At 70.2% G+C, this 18,205-nt stretch carries 14 protein-coding genes and 2 tRNA genes; 6 read left to right on the forward strand and 10 right to left on the reverse strand.

All coding sequences use genetic code 11. From position 1 onward, the window contains the following. Nucleotides 1–11 precede the first annotated feature (11 nt). From MKL09_RS21785 to MKL09_RS21795, 3 genes are all read right to left on the reverse strand, one after another. Nucleotides 12–941 (reverse strand): transglutaminase family protein, encoded by a 930-nt coding sequence (locus MKL09_RS21785; protein ID WP_244023622.1) that lies wholly within the window; start codon nucleotides 939–941, stop codon nucleotides 12–14. Nucleotides 942–1,012: 71 nt separating this feature from the next. Further along, a complete protein-coding gene (locus MKL09_RS21790; protein ID WP_409566963.1) occupies nucleotides 1,013–1,552 on the reverse strand; it encodes a response regulator in 540 nt (179 codons plus the stop codon). A 180-nt stretch (nucleotides 1,553–1,732) separates the two neighbouring features. Then, the gene (locus MKL09_RS21795) at nucleotides 1,733–2,899 is read right to left on the reverse strand and encodes a transglycosylase SLT domain-containing protein (RefSeq protein WP_244023626.1); all 1,167 of its coding nucleotides are present in this window, start codon (nucleotides 2,897–2,899) and stop codon (nucleotides 1,733–1,735) included. Nucleotides 2,900–3,128: 229 nt separating this feature from the next. Between MKL09_RS21795 and alaS the strand changes: the two genes are divergently transcribed. Beyond that, entirely contained in the window at nucleotides 3,129–5,819 is a 2,691-nt protein-coding gene (gene alaS / locus MKL09_RS21800) for an alanine--tRNA ligase (protein ID WP_244023627.1), read from the forward strand. Between the two features lie 70 nt (nucleotides 5,820–5,889). Here alaS and MKL09_RS21805 read toward each other — a convergent pair whose 3' ends face one another. From MKL09_RS21805 to mdeB, 6 genes are all read right to left on the reverse strand, one after another. Further along, nucleotides 5,890–6,165, reverse strand: coding sequence for a hypothetical protein (locus MKL09_RS21805; protein ID WP_244023630.1), 276 nt, complete (start codon nucleotides 6,163–6,165; stop codon nucleotides 5,890–5,892). Nucleotides 6,166–6,601: 436 nt separating this feature from the next. Then, nucleotides 6,602–7,000 (reverse strand): DUF2147 domain-containing protein, encoded by a 399-nt coding sequence (locus MKL09_RS21810; protein ID WP_244023632.1) that lies wholly within the window; start codon nucleotides 6,998–7,000, stop codon nucleotides 6,602–6,604. A gap of 35 nt (nucleotides 7,001–7,035) precedes the next feature. Then, entirely contained in the window at nucleotides 7,036–7,713 is a 678-nt protein-coding gene (locus tag MKL09_RS21815; protein WP_409566961.1) for a hypothetical protein, read from the reverse strand. A 165-nt stretch (nucleotides 7,714–7,878) separates the two neighbouring features. Further along, a complete protein-coding gene (lpdA, locus tag MKL09_RS21820) occupies nucleotides 7,879–9,552 on the reverse strand; it encodes a dihydrolipoyl dehydrogenase (protein WP_244023634.1) in 1,674 nt (557 codons plus the stop codon). 192 nt (nucleotides 9,553–9,744) lie between these two features. Then, a complete protein-coding gene (locus tag MKL09_RS21825; RefSeq protein WP_244023636.1) occupies nucleotides 9,745–11,163 on the reverse strand; it encodes a 2-oxo acid dehydrogenase subunit E2 in 1,419 nt (472 codons plus the stop codon). Nucleotides 11,164–11,402: 239 nt separating this feature from the next. After that, nucleotides 11,403–14,078 carry an alpha-ketoglutarate dehydrogenase gene (gene mdeB / locus MKL09_RS21830; RefSeq protein ID WP_244023638.1) on the reverse strand — a complete coding sequence of 892 codons (2,676 nt, stop codon included), beginning with the start codon at nucleotides 14,076–14,078 and terminating at the stop codon, nucleotides 11,403–11,405. Nucleotides 14,079–14,467: 389 nt separating this feature from the next. On the opposite strand from mdeB, the gene MKL09_RS21835 reads away from it, so the two are divergent. Further along, complete coding sequence (locus MKL09_RS21835; protein WP_007564896.1) at nucleotides 14,468–14,956, forward strand: Lrp/AsnC family transcriptional regulator; 489 nt, start codon at nucleotides 14,468–14,470, stop codon at nucleotides 14,954–14,956. A gap of 81 nt (nucleotides 14,957–15,037) precedes the next feature. Here MKL09_RS21835 and MKL09_RS21840 read toward each other — a convergent pair. Next, nucleotides 15,038–15,113, reverse strand: a tRNA-Ala gene (locus MKL09_RS21840). 368 nt (nucleotides 15,114–15,481) lie between these two features. On the opposite strand from MKL09_RS21840, the gene aroA reads away from it, so the two are divergent. From aroA to MKL09_RS21860, 4 genes are all read left to right on the forward strand, one after another. After that, nucleotides 15,482–16,831 (forward strand): 3-phosphoshikimate 1-carboxyvinyltransferase, encoded by a 1,350-nt coding sequence (gene aroA, locus MKL09_RS21845; protein ID WP_244023640.1) that lies wholly within the window; start codon nucleotides 15,482–15,484, stop codon nucleotides 16,829–16,831. Nucleotides 16,832–16,835: 4 nt separating this feature from the next. After that, a complete protein-coding gene (gene cmk, locus MKL09_RS21850; protein ID WP_244023643.1) occupies nucleotides 16,836–17,474 on the forward strand; it encodes a (d)CMP kinase in 639 nt (212 codons plus the stop codon). Nucleotides 17,475–17,567: 93 nt separating this feature from the next. Next, nucleotides 17,568–17,643 (forward strand) — tRNA-Lys (locus tag MKL09_RS21855). Between the two features lie 272 nt (nucleotides 17,644–17,915). Beyond that, nucleotides 17,916–18,128, forward strand: a complete 213-nt coding sequence (locus tag MKL09_RS21860) for a hypothetical protein (protein ID WP_244023645.1) — start codon at nucleotides 17,916–17,918, stop codon at nucleotides 18,126–18,128. Nucleotides 18,129–18,205: the final 77 nt, after the last annotated feature.

Here is an 18,205-nt window from a genome sequence, read left to right on the forward strand (position 1 = left end):
GATTTAAAGCCTCAACCCGCCAATATTGGCGAATGAGCCTGAATCCCACCTGTTTCTGCCTCTTCGTCAGGCAATTCGATCACGTCGACATCGACGCGCATACCGAGGTCGTCGCTGGCCAGGCCGAAGAACGAACCGTGCAAGGGCACGGCCTGTGCCGGATCGCGGGTCACCGCCACGCGGATCAGGTCGCGGTTGCCGACGATCCCGTTGGTCGGGTCGAACTCGATCCAGCCGGCGCCCGGCAGGTAGACCTGCAGCCAAGCATGGGTCGAGCCACCGCCGACATGGCGGCCCCGGTCGTTGCGCGGATTGTACAAGTATCCGGACACGAACCGGGCAGCCATGCCGAGCGCCCGCACCGCCTCCATCATCAGAACCGCGAAGTCGCGGCACGAGCCGCGCTTGCTGCGCAGCGTCGTCAGCGGCTCCTGCACGCCCTTCTCGGAGCGGGCGAGATAGGTGAAGTTGGCCCGCACGCTCCGGGTCATGTCGGCGAGCAGTTCCTGGGTCGGGATCCGGCCCTGGGCGGGAATGAAGCTGCGCGCCCAGGCATCGACCTCGTGGCGCGGATCGGGCCATTGCCGCTCGATCGACCGGGACAGGTCGGGCATGTCCTCGGCCCCGTAGCCGAACGGGTAATGCGTGGCGTGCGGCGCCAGCGGGAAGACCGGCGCGTGCTCGGGGGTGTGGTCGAGGGTGATGCCGCAATCGAAGGTCAGCGTCTCGGCGCGGACCCCGAAGGTCGCCACCGCGACGCAATTGCCGAACACGTCGAACATCCACCGGAGCGTGGCGGGCTCGGGGGTGATCTCGAGGGACGCCGCGATCAAGCGCTGATCGTAGCTGTCCCGGGGCCGGAACATGATCCGGTGCTCGCCGAAGGCGACCGGGCGCCGGTACCGGTAGACCGTGCGATGACGAACGGACAGGATCGGCAAAGACAGGGGCTCCTTGCGCCGATATGCCGGCGGTCAATGCAAGGGCCGGGCCCGTCGCCGCGCAAGCCGCCTCAGGTGACCGGCGGCGCCGGATCCGTGGTCGCCCGCTCGGCCTCGACCAGCACGTCGAAGGGGCGCCAGGGCTTGGCGATGAACACGGCCTCGCTCGGCAGGTCCGGCCGGCGGATGCCGTGGCCCGAGGTTACCACCAGCCGGGCCCGGGGCCATAGGGTCGCGACTGCCCGGGCGAGCTGCAGACCGTCCATTGCGCCCGCGAGCCGGACATCGGCGAAGACCAGGGCCACGTCGCCGCCCCGCGCCTGAAGCACGGCGAGGGCCGCCTCGGCGCTGTCGCAGCCGATCACGTCGAGCTCGGTCTCTTCCAGCAGGGTCTCGGCCAGCGCCCGGACCTCGGGATCGTCCTCGACCACCAGAGCGAGGCGGGAAGCGGGGCCATCGGCCGCAAGCGGGCTCGCCTCGCGGGGCGCGGCGGGCTCGATCTCGCTCTGCCGGACCCGGCGGACCAGGGCGGCGAGATGCTCCGGCACCCCCTCGGAGACCAAATCGTCGTAGATCGACGCGAGCGTCTGGCCGATCTGGTCGAGCGGGATGCTGCTCGGCGAGAGCGTATCAGTGAGCGGCGTGGCCGTGCTCGACAGAGGCTTTCTCAAGTACGCTCTCCGAAAGTCTCCGTTTCACGCCGCACGCGGACGCGGCGCTTGTGGACGAAAGTCGGCAGGACGCAGGGAGTTGCGCCCGGGGACGCGAATAGAGGCCGGCTTGCCGGGCTGTTACTGCGTGGCGACTCCGGTTGCAGCATCCGCGTAGGCCATGATCCCCGACACCGCCCGGACATTCTGGTAGCGCGTGCCGCGGGTGCTCATCATCGCCTCGAACTTCTCGTGGACCTGCGCCACCGAGAGGCTGGCCGGCTTGCGGTGGCGGCCGCGCCCGACGAAGCGCCCGGCGGCGAAGAAGATCGAGCGGTTGGCCCGGGCCGGGCCGGGCAGCAGCCCGGCGGCGGCGGCGGCCGGCTTGTTGACGACGTTGGCCAGGAACTCTCCGGCATCGTCGGCGCCCAGGAAGTGGGCGAGGTAGACCTCGCCGAGGGTGAGGTCGCGGCCGATCCGCTGGGCGATGCGGCCGGCATCGCGCTTGAGCATCTCGCCGGCCATCAGCGCCGACAGGTAAGGATCGCGGCGCAGCTCCAGCACCCGGGCGCGGTCGGCGGCGTCCGTGATCACCGGCCGGTCGTTGGCATCCGCCGTGACCAGAGCCGCTTCCTTCGCCAACCCGTAGCGGGGCCCGAAATCGCGGACCACGCCGAGCCAGGTGCGCTCGATGAACTGATAGAGGCCGGTGGCCGAGGAGGTCTTGGCCTGGACCGCGGTGACGAAGCTCGATTCCTTGTCGGCGACCGCCATGAGCAGGACGGGATCGGTCTGGACGGCCTGGGCCGCCCGCACGATCGTCTGCACCAAGTGGCGGCGGATCTTCATCGGGCCGAATTCGAGGATGTCGTTCGGGTCGCCGCCGGCGCTCTCCGACAGCAGGAAGTCGTAGGAGACGCGATCGACCCCGTTCGAGCCGATATCGGTGTCGAGGTCGTGCACGGCGGCGAAGCTCGCCGAGGCGTGCAGCGGCGTCGGCTCCAGCGCCTCGCTCAGCGCGACGGTGTGGATCCGCGGGCGCGGCATCGGCAATTCGGTGGCGGCCTGCGCCGAGGACACCGCCTGATTCAGGCCGACCTTCCCGAGGTCGATCCCCGAACCGATCAGCGTCGCGCTCAGCCCGCCGGCGATCAGCGAGACGGTGAGCAGCGAGCGGGCCAGCGCCGGAACGCTCCCGTGGGCGCGGCCGAGCATCGGCTGCGCGGTGATGGCATCGGCCCGGCCGGACCCGAACCGGCCCTGCTTGCCCGTGACGTTCCTCGGCGATCCGACCGTCCGGCCCTGCATCGTGTACCCGATTCCTCACGCGCCCTTGATGGCGCCACGGGTTCACCATCGCTTGACAGATGTGGCGACAACACGGCCGCGCTTGTGGCGGACGTGGGGCGGCGTCGGGTGTTTTCGCGGCGGCCCGCCCGTGACTCGCGTCGGAACCCTGCTTAAGAGGACGCCATGCGGGCCTCGCTTGAAACGGGTGGCGGCCCAGTCCTTTAAGCCTTCGCTAGAGTCAGCCCCGATGAGCGGCGTCAACGAGATCCGGTCGACCTTCCTCGACTATTTCGCCAAGGCGGGACACGAGGTCGTGCCGTCTTCGAGCTTGGTGCCGAAGAACGACCCCACGCTGATGTTCACGAACGCCGGCATGGTGCAGTTCAAGAACGTCTTCACCGGCGTGGAAAAGCGCGGTTACGACCGGGCGACCACGGCGCAGAAATGCGTGCGCGCCGGCGGCAAGCACAACGACCTCGACAATGTCGGGTACACGGCGCGCCACCACACGTTCTTCGAGATGCTCGGCAACTTCTCGTTCGGCGACTATTTCAAGGACCGCGCGATCGAGCTGGCCTGGACGCTGATCACCAAGGAGTTCGGCCTCAAGCCCGACCGGCTGCTGGTCACCGTCTATGCCGACGACGACGAGGCCGCGACCCTGTGGAAAAAGATCGCCGGCTTCTCCGACGACAAGATCATCCGGATCGGGACCTCCGACAATTTCTGGCAGATGGGCGATACCGGCCCCTGCGGCCCGTGCTCGGAAATCTTCATCGACCAAGGCCCGGCGCTTCAGGGCGGCCCGCCCGGCTCCCCGGACGAGGATGGCGACCGCTTCCTCGAGTTCTGGAACCTCGTGTTCATGCAATACGAGCAGCTGGAGCCGGGATCGCGCAACCCGCTGCCACGACCCTCGATCGATACCGGCATGGGCCTGGAGCGCATGGCCGCGATCCTCCAGGGCGTCCACTCCAACTACGACACCGACCTGTTCAAGGCGCTGATCGACGCCGTGGCGCATGCGATCGCGCGGGCGCCGGAGCCCGCCACGATGGCGTCCTACCGGGTGATCGCCGACCATCTGCGCGCCGCCTCGTTCCTGGTCGCCGACGGCGTGCTGCCGGGTAACGAGGGCCGCGGCTACGTGCTGCGCCGGATCATGCGCCGGGCCATGCGGCACGCCGAGATCCTGGGCGCCCGCGAGCCGACCATGTACCGCCTGGTTCCGACCCTGGTGCGCGAGATGGGCCAGGCCTACCCGGAGCTGATGCGCGCCGAGGCGCTGATCGGTGAGACCCTGAAGCTTGAGGAGACCCGGTTCCGCCGCACCCTGGAGCGGGGCCTGTCGATCCTCGATTCCGAGAGCCGCGAACTCAAGGAGGGCGACAAGCTCTCCGGCGAGACCGCCTTCACCCTCTACGACACCTACGGCTTCCCCCTCGACCTGACCCAGGACGCCCTGAAGGCCCGGGGCATCGGCGTCGACACGGAAACGTTCACCGCCGCGATGCAGCGCCAGAAGCAGGCGGCGCGCGAGGCCTGGAAGGGTTCCGGCGAGGCCGCCACCGAGACGGTCTGGTTCGGCATCCGCGAGCGCGTCGGCGCCACCGAGTTCTTGGGCTACGAGACCGAGGCCGCCGAGGGCATCGTCACCGCGCTGCTCCGCGACGGCGCCGAAGTGAAGAGCCTGGAGGCCGGGCAGACCGGCCTCGCGCTGGTCAACCAGACGCCGTTCTACGCGGAATCCGGCGGCCAGGTCGGCGATACCGGCCTGATCCAGAGCGCCGGTGTGCGAGCCCGCGTCACCGACACCGAGAAAAAACTCGGCGACCTGTTCGTCCACCATGTCAGCGTCGAGGAGGGCACGCTCGGCCTCGACCAGCCGGTGGAGCTGAAGGTCGACCATGCCCGCCGCAAGGCGATCCGGGCCAACCACTCGGCCACCCACCTCCTGCACGAGGCCCTGCGCCAGGTGCTCGGCGACCACGTCGCCCAGAAGGGCTCGCTGGTCAGCTCCGAGCGGCTGCGCTTCGACATCAGCCATCCGAAGCCGATCGAGGCGGAGGAACTGGCCCGGGTCGAGGACATCGCCAACGCGGTCCTGCTGCAGAACGCCCCGGTGGTGACCAAGCTGATGGCGGTGGACGACGCCATCGCGTCGGGCGCCCGGGCTTTGTTCGGCGAAAAGTACGGCGACGAGGTCCGCGTCGTCTCGATGGGCCTGCCGGTGGACGCGGACGGCGCCGAGACCGGTCGCGCCCGGCTCAAGAACTTCTCCATCGAGCTGTGCGGCGGCACCCATGCCGGCCGGACCGGCGATATCGGGGCGATCACCATCGTCGGCGAGAGCGCGGTCGGCGCCGGCATTCGCCGGATCGAGGCGCTCACCGCCGATGCGGCCCGCCATCACCGGGCCGAGGAGGCCCGCACCCTCGCCGCGCTGGCCGGCATCCTCAAGGCTCCGGTCACGGAGGCGCCCGACCGCCTCACGGCCATGATGGAGGAGAAGCGCCGCCTGGAGCGGGAGCTGGCCGACACAAGGCGCAAGCTCGCCATGGGTTCTTCGGACCCCGACTCGGGTCGTTCGTCACGTCAGAGCGAGGTCGGTGGCGTGGCGTTCCGGCGCTCGGTGGTCGAGGGGCTCGACATGCGCGACCTCAAGCCGATCATCGACGAGGAGAAGAAGCGTCTCGGCTCCGGCATCGTGGCGATCGTGGGCGTGTCCGCCGACGGCAAGGCCGGGCTGGTGGTCGGCGTCACCGAAGACCTGACCGACCGCTACGACGCGGTCGGGCTGGTCCGGGCCGGGGCCGGCGCGCTCGGCGGCAAGGGCGGCGGCGGTCGCCGCGACATGGCCCAGGCCGGCGGCCCCAACGGCGCCGGCGCCGAAGCGGCGCTCGACGCGATCGAGCAGGCGCTGACCGCAGGGGACTGATGCAAGGGGTCGGTCACAAAAAAGGGCCGCGCCGTCACCGGCGCGGCCCTTTCCATGTTTGGTGCTCGGCTTACTTCCCGCCGCCACCGCCCTGGGGGGCGACTCGCGAGGGCTGGTTGGCGTTGCCGGCGGCGGCGGAATCGTTGGAGATCGAATCCGCCGGCTGCCCGGTCGGCGAGTAGGTGATGGCGCCGCCATCCCCGGTCGAGTTCGATTGCCGCGTTACGACGCCGGGGGCACCGGGCGGCACGATCACTGCGGTGCTGGTCGGGGTCTCGATCACCTGAGCGAAAGCGGGCCCGGCCAGGAGGGTCGCAACGGTGGCAGCGAGAATCGTCTTGGTCATGAGAAGTCCTGTCTTTATCGGCACTCGACAAGGAACTTCGATCGCACGCAATAGATCCGGCATGGGCACGTAATTCACAGCATCGTGTGCGCTGTGACACGTCCAAAAAACTTGGAGATCCAAACTCGGAGGGGAATAATATTTTCTCTGAGCTTGATCGTGAGAGGGATGCTCACAGATCCATCGTGTCATTCCAGGGTTGCGCATCGCAGCGCGTCCGCACCCACCGGTCGCCCAAGACGTTGCACCACTTGCAAATCCGGCTCTCGGCCGGTTCGGCGACGCGCTCCTCCGCAGCACGCCGGACTGAAAGAGAGGGTTGTCGAGTTGTCGCCTGCATACCGGATAGAAGATTCGATCCGAGGTTCCGGGACAGATCTTGGAACAATCTTCTAAAACTTGATGCCGATGCTTCGGCGCGGTGTTGTGCCGCTCATCAATTCACCCGGGTCCAGGTCTGGCGCTTGCAGAACACGCTCATCACGCAGCCCGAGACTTCAAGCGCGTTCGGGCCGGTCAGCCGCAGCGAGCCGGAATAGGTCTTGCCGTCGTTCGGGTTGTAGAGCGAGCCGCTATAGCCCGATCCGTCCGCCTGCCGCGCGTCGAGGATCTGCACGCCGACGACGCTGCGGCCCCGCAGGGCCGGGTCCGGGTTCTTGGCGTCGAGGGCCTTGCCGGGCGCGCTGACGATGGTGCCGCAATAGCCGCCGCCGCAGGGGGCGACCTTCACCCGGGAACTGCCGGTCTCGGTGAGCCAGAGGCCGGCCGGATCGGCGGCCAGGGCCGGGCCGCAGATCGCCATCGAAGCGAGCAAAGCCAAGACCGCGCGACGCATCCTCGTTCCTCCCGAACCGGCCGTTTGAGGCTCTCTTACCGCGAAGCTTCCGGCAGCGCACCGCCCAGATAGGTCTCGGCGACCTCGCAGAACGGCTGGCCGGCGCCGGTCGACAGCACCGCGTCGATCTCGAACAGCGGGTCGTCGGGGCCGGGCGCCGCGGCCTGCAGGAACGGGCGGACCGCGATGGTCTGCCGGGTCGGCTCCAGCGGGCGCACGACCCGGCCGAAGGGGGTGCGTGTCCCCTCCAAGGTCGCGTTCATCTCGGGCGTCAGGCGCGCCGGCACGTACCAGTTGTCGGCCTCCGACAGGACCCGGTCGCCGCAGGCGAGCCGGACCCGGCGGTAGCGCACCGGCTCGTCGGGGCCGATCGCCAGGCGGGCACGCTGGACCGCGCTCAAGGGCTTGTCGGCGATGGTCATGCGCTGGGCGACGAGACGCGGTTCGCCGGCGAGCTTGTGGTCGGCGCACCAGCTCTCCAGCGCCAGGGTCGCGCTGTGGGCCGCCAGCACCCGACTCTGCAGCGACGCGATCAGGGCGGCCTGCGGCTGGGCGGCGGCCGGCGCCTCGGCCGCGACGGCCGACGGCCTCATCGGGATCCCCGCCAGCATCGCCGCGAGGCCGAGATGGAGCGCCCAGTCGCGCCGGACCAGGAACGCGACGCAGCGTCGGACTGCCCGCGGATCAAGCGCGCTGAAGGTGAGCTTTGGCATCGGAACGTCCCGGAACGGCTAATTCGGCACACCGCATCGTCTCGGCCCGAATCCCCCCGGGATGGAGGCGTCGTGTTGTTCTGCGGACGGGCCGGCGCAGCCGAGCCGTCCCCGGCCTCGCGGCAGCCGGTTTATCCAAACCGGGCCGCGGGGTCGAGACCGCCGCTAGCGCCGCGCCGGGGGCAGGTCGGTGCAGAGGCCGAGCGCGGCCTCGGCGGCCAGCCCGATGGTCTCGCCGAGGGTCGGGTGCGGGTGGATCGTGCGGCCGATATCGGTGGCGTCGGCGCCCATCTCGATGGCGAGCACGATCTCGCCGAGCATGTCGCCCGCGCTCGGGCCGACGATGGCGCCGCCGACGATCCGCTTGGTGTCCGCGTCGAACAGCAGCTTGGTCAGGCCGTAATCGGCGCCGTTGGCAATGGCCCGGCCCGAGGCCGCCCAGGGGAAGCGCGCCACCTCGACCGCCCGGCCGGCGGCCTTGGCGGCGGTCTCGGTGAGCCCGGCCCAGGCGATCTCCGGATCGGTATAGGCCACCGAGGGAATCACCGCGGCGTCGAACCCGGCTTTATGGCCGGCCGCCACCTCGGCGGCGACGTGGCCCTGGTGCACGGCCTTGTGGGCGAGCATCGGCTGCCCGACGAGGTCGCCCACCGCCAGGATGTGGGGCAGGTTGGTGCGCATCTGCGAATCCACCGCCACGAAGCCGCGCTCCACGGTCACGCCCGCCGCGTCGAGGCCCAGCGCGTCGCCGTTCGGGCGCCTTCCCGCCGCCTGAAGCACGAGGTCGTAGACGAGCGGCTCCGCGTCGCCCGCGAGGGTCACCGCGATGCCGTTCGGCGTCGCAGTGGCGGAAACGACCTCCGCGCCGGTCAGGACGCGGTCGAACCGATGGGCGTTGCGCTTGGTCCAGACGGCCACGAGGTCCCGGTCCACCCCCTCCAGAAGGTTCGGCAGGCGCTCGACCACGTCGACCCGGGCGCCGAGCGCGCTATAGACCGTCGCCATCTCCAGGCCGATGATGCCGCCGCCGATCACCAGCAGGCGGCGGGGCACGAAGGGCAGTTCCAGTGCGCCCGTGGAATTCACGATCCGCGGGTCGTCGGGCAGCATCGGCAGGCTGACCGGCGACGAGCCCGCCGCCACGATGGCGCTCCTGAACCCGACGGCACGGCTGCCGCCCGCCTGCAACATCACCGAGACCGCGTTCGGCCCGGTGAAGCGCGCGGTGCCGCGCACGACCTCGACCTTCCGCTGGCGCGCCATTTGAGTGAGCCCGTCGGTCAGGCGCCGCACGGTGCCGGCCTTGAACGCCCGCAGCTTGTCGAGATCGACCGTGGGTGCGCCGAAGCTGATCCCGTGCTCGGCGAGCCGGCCGGCCTCTTCCGTGACGGTTGCGACGTGCAGCAGCGCCTTCGAGGGGATGCAGCCGACATTCAGGCACACGCCGCCCAGCGTCGCCTCGCGCTCCACCAGGATCACGTTCTGCCCGAGATCCGCGGCTCGGAACGCCGCCGCGTAGCCGCCAGGGCCGCCGCCGATCACCAGCACGTCGCAGGATTCCTCCGCTGGCGCGACGGTGGGTGCAGCCACCGTCTCCGTGTCGACTTCGAGGCGGGCGATCAGGGTCCCGGCCGACACGGTGTCGCCGAGGCCGACCAGCATCTCCACCAGCCGGCCCGCGACCGGAGAGGGGATGTCGAGGGTCGCCTTATCGGATTCGACCACGAGCAGGGTCTGGTCGCGGGCGATTGTCTCGCCCGGCGTCACCGGGATCTCGATCACCGGCGCGCCGGAAAAGTCGCCGATATCGGGGACGCGGATCTCGCGGGTCTCGGGCATGGCGGCGACGATCACAGTCTAGGGGGATGGGCGGCAAGTGTTTCGGTTGCCACGGTTTTCCCCTCCCCCTTGCGGGGAGGGGTCAGGGGTGGGGGTGGTGCAGGAGGCACCGCTGCGCCTCTTCCGGCACCACCCCCACCTCCAACTCCTCCCCGCAAGGGGGAGGAGAGAGGGGCGTACCAGCCATCGCCGTCACAGCAGCGCCCGGCGCAGGTCCGACAGCACCGACGCGATGTGGCCGAGGAAGCGGGCGGCGGCGACGCCGTCCACGACCCGGTGGTCCCAGGACAGGCTGAGCGGCAGGATCAGCCGCGGCTGGAAGGTTTTTCCGTCCCAGACCGCCTCCGTGCGCGAGCGCGCCGCCCCCAGGATCGCGACCTCGGGGGCGTTGATGATCGGGGTGAAGCCGTCGCCGCCGATGCCCCCCAGCGACGACACCGAGAAGCACCCGCCCTGCATCTCGGCGCCCGACAGGTTCCCGGCCCGGGCTTTTTCCGCGAGCGCCGCCATCTCGGTGGCGATCGCGATCAAGCCCTTGCGGTCGCAATCGCGCACCACCGGCACCATCAGGCCCTTCGGGGTATCCACCGCGAAGCCGATATGGACGTAGTCCTTGAGGACGAGGTCGGAGCCCTCCAGGGAGGTGTTGAAGCGCGGATAGGCCTTCAGGGCCAGGGCGGCGGCCTTGATCAGGAAAGCCACCATGGTGACCCGCGCCGGCGGCGTGCGCGTCTCCGTGTTGAGCCCGACCCGGAACGCCTCGATCTCGGTGACGTCGGCCCGGTCGAAATTGGTCACGTGCGGGATCGTCAGCCAATTGCGGCTGAGATTGGCCCCGGAGATGGTCTGGATCCGCGACAGGGGCTCCCGCCGCACCGGACCGAATTTTTCATAGTCCACCAGCGGCCAGGGCGGCAGGCCGGCGCCGATGCCCGAGGGCGCGGCCGGCGCCTGGGCCGGGGCCTGGAGCGCCGCCTTGACGAAGGCGTGCAGATCCTCGCGCAGGATCCGGCCTTTGGGGCCGGTGGCGGGCACGCGGTCGAGGGTGATCCCGAGCTCGCGGGCGAGCTGACGCACCGACGGGCTGGCATGGACATCGCCCGACGTGACGGGCCGTTGATCGTCGTTCGATGGCGCGGCCGGGGCGCGACGGTCCCCCTCTCCCGTGCGGGAGAGGGTTGGGGTGAGGGATGCGCCGTGTCCGGAAAGGGCCGGTCCCTCACCCTGTCCCTCTCCCGCACGGGAGAGGGGACCCGTGCTCCGGCCGGCGCCGTCATGCTCGGCGCCGAAACCCGCATCGTCGCGCTGCCCCTCTCCCGACCCCCTCCGGGGGCCACCCTCCCCCGCAGAGGGGGGAGGGGGAGGCGCGTCGGCCGGCTCGACCACGAGGATCGGCGTGCCCTCCGAGACCTTGGAGCCCACCGCGACCAGCAATTCCCGCACGGTGCCGGCCACCGGGGAGGGGACCTCCATGGTCGCCTTGTCGGATTCGATGCTGAGGATCAGGTCGTCCACGGCGAGCCGGTCGCCCGGCTTCACCAGGAGTTCGATCACCGGCACGTCCCGGTAATCGCCGATATCCGGGAGGGCGATCTGCAGCGCGGCGCTCATGCGGGCGGGTTTCCGTGGCTTGTCTGGGGCGGACTGGTTTTTTTTGGGGGGGCGAGGTCCGGGGCCGGGCCTCGCGGCGTTCGTTCGCGCTCCGGCTCCTTCCCGCCCACCACCTCATCCTGAGGTGCTGCGCAGCAGCCTCGAAGGAGGGCTCCAGGGATCGCGTGGCCGGCTGGAGGGCTCCTTCGAGGCGTCCACGACGCGGACGCACCTCAGGATGAGGGTGCGGGATGGATGTCTCAGATCGTCCAGGGCGCCGGCGTGTCCGCGTCGATCCCATAGCGCCGGATCGCCTCGGCGACCGTGGCGCGGGGCACCGTGCCGGCCTCGGCCAGCGCGTGCAGGGCAGCGACCACCACGTGCTGCCGGTCCACCTCGAAGAAGCGGCGGAGCGCGTTGCGGGTGTCGCTGCGGCCGAACCCGTCGGTGCCGAGCGCCACGAACCGCGCCCCGACATAGGAGGCGATCAGCTGCGGATAGGCCCGGACGTAGTCGGTCGCCGCCACGACCGGCGCCGTGCCCGGCAGCAGGGCGGCCACGTGGCTCAAGGGCGCCTCGGCCTCCGGGTGCAGCATCGCCCGGCGCTCGGCCTCGCGGGCGTCGCGGGCCAGCTCGCTGAAGCTGGTGACGCTGAACAGCTCGGCGGCGATCCCCCAATCGTGCGCCAGCAGGCCGGCCGCCGCGATCACCTCGGGCAGGATCGCCCCCGAGCCGAGCAGCCGCACCGCGGCGGCCTCGGAGTCCGGCCCCGACAGGCGGTACATCCCCTTGAGGATGCCGGCCTCGGCCCCCTCCGGCATGGAGGGCTGGGCGTAGTTCTCGTTCATGGCGGTGAGGTAGTAGAAGGCGTCCTCGCCCTCTTCCATCATCGCCCGGGCGCCGCGATCGACGATCACCGCCATCTCGTAGGCGAAGGCCGGATCGTAGGCCCGGCAGTTCGGTATGCCGGCGGCGGCGAGGTGGCTCGAGCCGTCCTGGTGCTGCAGGCCTTCGCCGCCGAGCGTCGTGCGGCCCGCCGTGGCGCCGATCAGAAAACCGCGCGCCCGCTGGTCGGCCGCCGCCCAGATCAGGTCACCGACCCGCTGGAAGCCGAACATCGAGTAGTAGATGTAGAACGGCAGCATCGACAGGCCGTGGACGCTGTAGGCGGTGGCCGCCGCGGTCCAGGACGAGATCGCCCCGGCCTCGGTGATGCCTTCTTCCAGCAGCTGCCCGTCCCGGGCCTCGCGGTAATAGAGCATCGAGCCGGCATCCTCCGGCTCGTAGAGCTGGCCCTCGGGGGCGTAGATCCCGACCTGCCGGAACAGGTTGGCCATGCCGAAGGTGCGCGCCTCGTCGGCGACGATCGGGACGACGCGCGGCCCGAGATCCTTGTGCTTCAGCAGGTTTCCGAACAGCCGGACCACCGCCGTGGTGGTCGACATCTCCTTGCCGGCCGCCTCCAGGGCGAAGCCCGCATAGGTCGAGAGCGGCGGCACCGTGACGGTCGGTGCGGTCCGGCGGCGGGCCGGCAGCACGCCGCCCAGCATCTCGCGGCGCTCGCGCAGGTAGCGCATCTCGGCGCCGTCCTCGGCCGGCTTGTAGAAGGCCAGGCCCTCCACCTGCGCGTCGGAGAGCGGCAGGGCGAAGCGGTCGCGGAAGGCGCGGAGCGCATCCACGTCGAGCTTCTTGGCCTGGTGGGCGGTCATGCGCGACTCGCCCGCGCCGCCCATGCCGTAGCCCTTCTTGGTCTTGGCCAGGATCACGGTCGGCCGGCCCTTGGTCGCCTTGGCGGCGGCGAAGGCGGCGTAGAGCTTGCGGAAATCGTGGCCGCCGCGCTTCAGCCGATCGACGTCGGCATCCGACATGTGCGCGACCAGCTCGCGGACCTCCTCGTCCTCCCCGAAGAAGTGGGCGAGGTTGTAGGCGCCGTCCTTGGCGCCCAGCGTCTGGTACTTGCCGTCCACGGTGTCGGCGAAGCGGCGCAGCAGGGCGTGGTTGGTGTCGCGGGCGAAGATCGCGTCCCACTCCGAGCCCCACAGAACCTTGATGACGTTCCAGCCGGCCCCGCGGAACAGGCTTTCCAGCTCCTGGATGATCTGGCCGTTGCCGCGCACCGGGCCGTCCAGCCGCTGCAGGTTGCAGTTGATCACGAAGGTGAGGTTGTCGAGTTTTTCCCGCGCCGCGAGAGCCAGGCCGCCGATCGATTCCGGCTCATCCATCTCGCCGTCGCCGAACACGCCCCAGACGTGCCGGGCCGAGGTGTCGGCGAGCCCCCGGTGGCCGAGATAGCGCATGAACCGCGCCTGGTAGACCGCGTGGATCGGGCCGATGCCCATCGAGCCGGTGGGGACCTGCCAGAAATCCGGCATCAGCCAGGGATGCGGATAGGAGCAGAGGCCGTCGCCGGCGATCTCCTGGCGGTAATGCTTCAGCTGCTCCTCGGAGAGCCGCCCTTCCAGGAAGGCGCGGGCGTAGACGCCCGGCGCCGAGTGCGGCTGGAAGTAGACGAGGTCGCCGTCCGGGCCACCCTTGAAGAAGTGGTTGAACCCGACCTCGAACAGCTCCGCCGCCGAGGCGTAGCTCGCCACGTGCCCGCCGAGCTCGCCATAGGCCATGTTGGCGCGCACCACCATGGCGAGCGCGTTCCAGCGCATGATCGAGGTGAGCCGCTCCTCGATATCGAGGTCGCCCGGGTAGCGCGGCTGCTTCTCCAGGGGAACCGTGTTCCGATAGGGCGAGTAGGGCAGGGCCTCGTCGAGGATGCCGATCTCTTTCGAGCGTCGCTCCAGCCGGTCGAGGATGAACCGCGCCCGGGCCGCGCCCTCGGTGCGGAACAGCGATTCGAGGGCCGCCAGCCAATCCTGGGTCTCGGCCGGATCGTGATCGACCTCGGCGGACCGCGCGATCGTCGTCCTCGGCGGTATGGCGTTCATCGGCGCGGCTCCCGGCTTTTCATCGGAGCATACGGACTTAGCCGCGGGGCGACATGCCAGATTTTTGTTATGCAGGGCCGATAATTGGCATATTTTGCCGAATTTGCCGGTGAAGACGGGCAATCATGCCGCTACTGTTGAGGACGCATCCGCGCGCCTCCGATGCAACATCCAGGTAGATCGTCCCCCGCCGTCATTGCGAGCGCAGCGAAGCAACCCAGGGCGGCGCGCGATCTCAAGACGTAGCGCGTCCCTAGGTTGCTTCGCTGCGCTCGCAATGACGGTTGGCGCATGCAGGAACAGGCGCTCACTTCAATCGAAGCCAAAAACTTTCCCGCCGCCTCGCGATCACCGGCATGCTATGCCGCTGGAAAACCGGAGAACAAAAAATGGTCTCCCGACCGGCCCATCTCGACGCCGCCAGCCTGCGCATCCTCGAACGCCTGCAGCAGGACAGCGAGATCAGCATCGCCGACCTCGCCGAGCAGGTCGGGCTCTCGACCTCGCCATGCTGGCGCCGGGTCAACGACCTGAAGGAGGCCGGGATCATCCGGGGCTGCGTCGCGGTGGTCGATCCGATGAGCCTCGGGCTCGCCGTGAACGTCTTCGTCCACGTCTCCCTGGAGAAGCAGACCCAGGCCGCGCTCCAGGCCTTCGACGAGGCCGTGCGCAGCCGCCCGGAGGTGATGGAATGCTACCTGATGAGCGGCGAGGCCGACTACATGCTGCGGGTGGTGGTGGAGGATCTCGGCCAGTACCAGCGCCTGGTGCTCGACCACCTGACCCGCATCCCGGGGGTGGCCAACATCCGCTCCAGCTTCGCGCTGGGCCAGGTGAAGTACACGACGGCGCTGCCGCTCGGGCACCTGACCCGGTGATCCGGTCGTCCGCTGAATAAGGTGTTTTCAGATCCCCCGCGGGAACCGGCCTGGGCCGGCGTCGTCACGCTGAAGGGAGGATGGTGGAGCCTAACGGGATCGAACCGATGACCTCTTCCATGCCATGGAAGCGCTCTCCCAGCTGAGCTAAGGCCCCACTTTATCCGCCGCGGTTTGGGTCCCGCGGTGCTCGCCGTCCGGCTTGCGTCCGGCGAGGCCGGTTCTATAGGCGGCTCGCATCGCGGACTCAACCCCTTTTTTCGGCTTTCTTCGCGGGAATGCCCGACCCGCCCTGACTCGTCGCGTAGCCTTCGCAGGCTGGGCGCCGACGGGGTCCGAGTTTCTGCGCGGATCCGATGTCACCGTCGATCGGGCCGGAGACATCGTCGCCGGGATCCGCCGGATGACGCGAGCCGGTGCGCGTGTTAACCGCGCCGCCAGTTCACGGTCCGATTGCAGCTCCGCGGCGCCCCCGCGCGACGCGCCGGATCCCGGCCCACCTGAGATTTCCGAACGGACGCCCCCGTGTCGCACGATTCGCCTCCCCAGCCGCTCACAGCCGCACCGGGCACGCCGCTCAAGGGGCGCCTGCGTCCGCCGGGCGACAAGTCGATCTCGCATCGGGCGATGATCCTGGGCCTGCTGAGCCAGGGCGAGACCCGGGTCGAGGGCCTGCTCGAGGGCGACGACGTGCTGCGCACCGCCGCCGCCGCGAAGGCGTTGGGTGCCGGAATCGAGCGCCTCGGCGAAGGGCGCTGGGTGGTGCGCGGCGTCGGCATCGGCGGCCTCACCGACCCGGCCGACGTGCTCGATTTCGGCAATGCCGGCACCGGCTCGCGGCTGATGATGGGCGTCGTCGGCGGCCAGCCGGTCACCGCGACCTTCGACGGCGATGCGTCGCTGCGCTCGCGCCCGATGCGCCGCATCCTCGATCCGCTCACCCGCATGGGCGCGCAGGTCCTGTCCGAGGCCGAGGGCGGGCGCGTGCCCCTGACCCTGCGCGGCCTGAACGAGGCGATCCCGATCACCTACGAGACCCCGGCGGCGTCGGCGCAGATCAAGTCGGCGGTGCTGCTCGCCGGTCTCAATGCCCCCGGCACCACCACGGTGATCGAGGCGGCCGCCACCCGCGACCACACCGAGCGGATGCTGCGCCTGTTCGGCGCCGAGGTCCGTGTCGAGCCGCACGGGCCGGGCGGCCACGGCCGCAAGGTGTCGCTCACCGGGCAGCCGAGCCTGCGCGGGACCGACGTGGTCGTCCCGGCCGATCCGTCTTCGGCAGCGTTCCCCCTGGTGGCGGCGCTGATCGTGCCGGGCTCCGACGTGGTGATCGAGGGCGTGATGATGAACCCGCTGCGGACCGGGCTGATCACCACTCTGTTGGAGATGGGCGCGCAGATCGAGCGCGTGGCCGAGCGCGAGGAGGGCGGCGAGACCGTGGCCGACCTGCGCGTGCGCGCCAGCCGCCTCACCGGCGTCGACGTCCCGGCCGAGCGGGCGCCCGCGATGATCGACGAATATCCGGTGCTGGCCGTGGCGGCGAGCTTCGCCTCGGGCCGGACCCGGATGAACGGCCTGCACGAGCTGCGGGTGAAGGAATCCGATCGCCTCGCGGCCGTGGCGGCGGGGCTCGCCGCCAACGGCGTCCGCCACAGCGTGGAGGGCGACGACCTCGTGGTCGAGGGCGACGGCGCGGCGGCGCCCGGCGGCGGCACGGTGGCGACCCATCTCGATCACCGCATCGCCATGGCGTTCCTGGTGATGGGGCTCGCCACCAAGGACCCGGTCACGGTGGACGATGGCGCGATGATTGCCACGAGCTTCCCGAGCTTCCTGCCGTCCATGCAGGCCCTCGGCGGCCGGATCGGGGCCTAGCATCATGCCGCTCGTCATCGCGATCGACGGCCCGGCCGCCTCGGGCAAGGGGACGCTGGCCAAGCGGCTGGCCGACCATTACCGGCTGCCGCATCTCGACACGGGGCTCCTCTACCGCGCCGTGGCGCTGGCGCTGATCGATTCCAGCCTGTCCCTGGACGATCCCGAGGCTGCGTCCCGGGCCGCGCACGCCCTCGACGCCGACAGGCTGGACGATCCGCGCCTGCGCGCGCGCGCCATGGGCGAGGCGGCCTCGCGGATCTCGGCAGTGCCGGAAGTCCGCGCAGCCCTGCTCGCCTGGCAGCGGCGCTTCGCGGCCGACTCCCAGGGCGCCGTCCTCGACGGGCGCGACATCGGCACGGTGGTCTGCCCCGACGCCAGCGTGAAGCTGTACATCACCGCTTCGTCCGAGGAGCGCGCCCGCCGCCGCCATCTGGAGCTCGCCGGTCGCGGCGAGGCCGCGACCTTCGAGGCGATCCTGGCCGATATCGAGGCCCGCGATGCCCGCGACGCCTCCCGGGCCGCCGCGCCTTTGCGGATGGCCGACGACGCGGTCCGGCTCGACACCACGGCGCTCGACCCGGACGCCGCCTTCGCCGAGGCGAGGGGCATCGTCGAGCGCGCCCGCGGCGACGGGGCATAGGCGCCACCCACAACCCCGTGTTGACCCCCCGGCCCCGCTCACCTATTGCGAACGCGCCGTCCCCCTGCGGCCGCCTCCGGCGGCCCCGGACGCGAGCGCGTAGCTCAGCTGGTAGAGCAACGGACTTTTAATCTGTAGGTCCTGGGTTCGAGTCCCAGCGCGCTCACCAAAAACATTGCCAGAACAACAACTTAATTCGCTCCGCAAATTCGGTGCTACCCCGAAAACGGTCGGGGTTGCACCGGGGTAGCACGATCGTAAGGCGGCCTATTTCGGTACGGCGCCGCTCCGGGACGCCTGACGGCCGGTTAAGCCTGCTGCAGCATAGTGATCACCGGGCCGCATCGTGTGTCAGCCCACCGCTGGTGAGATCGGACGCTCCCCCGCCCCGTGAGCAGATCGGGGCGGGGCCGGGCGGCCGATGCTGTAGGGGGCGTGCCCATGCCGGTTGAGCAAGAGAGGAAGCTCACGGACGAGGAGCTCGATGAACTCGCGCGCGAGCTGTTCGCAGAGGTTCGGGGGGAGACATCCGAGGCACAGGCGGAAAAGGCGCTACAGAGCGCTGGCGAGGTAGCCGGAGAGGTCGTTCCCATCCTGCCCGATTGGCTCCTCGACGCCGGCGACGACGGTGTTGGGGGCGACAGCGGGGACTGAGCCGGCCGGTGCTTAGCAATCGGCTGAGCGCAACCGAGCGTGGCCATAAGCGTTCATGGGGAAGCTGCGCCGCTCGG

It is taken from the genome of Methylobacterium sp. J-048 (assembly GCF_022829515.1).
Taxonomy (GTDB): Bacteria; Pseudomonadota; Alphaproteobacteria; order Rhizobiales; family Beijerinckiaceae; genus Methylobacterium.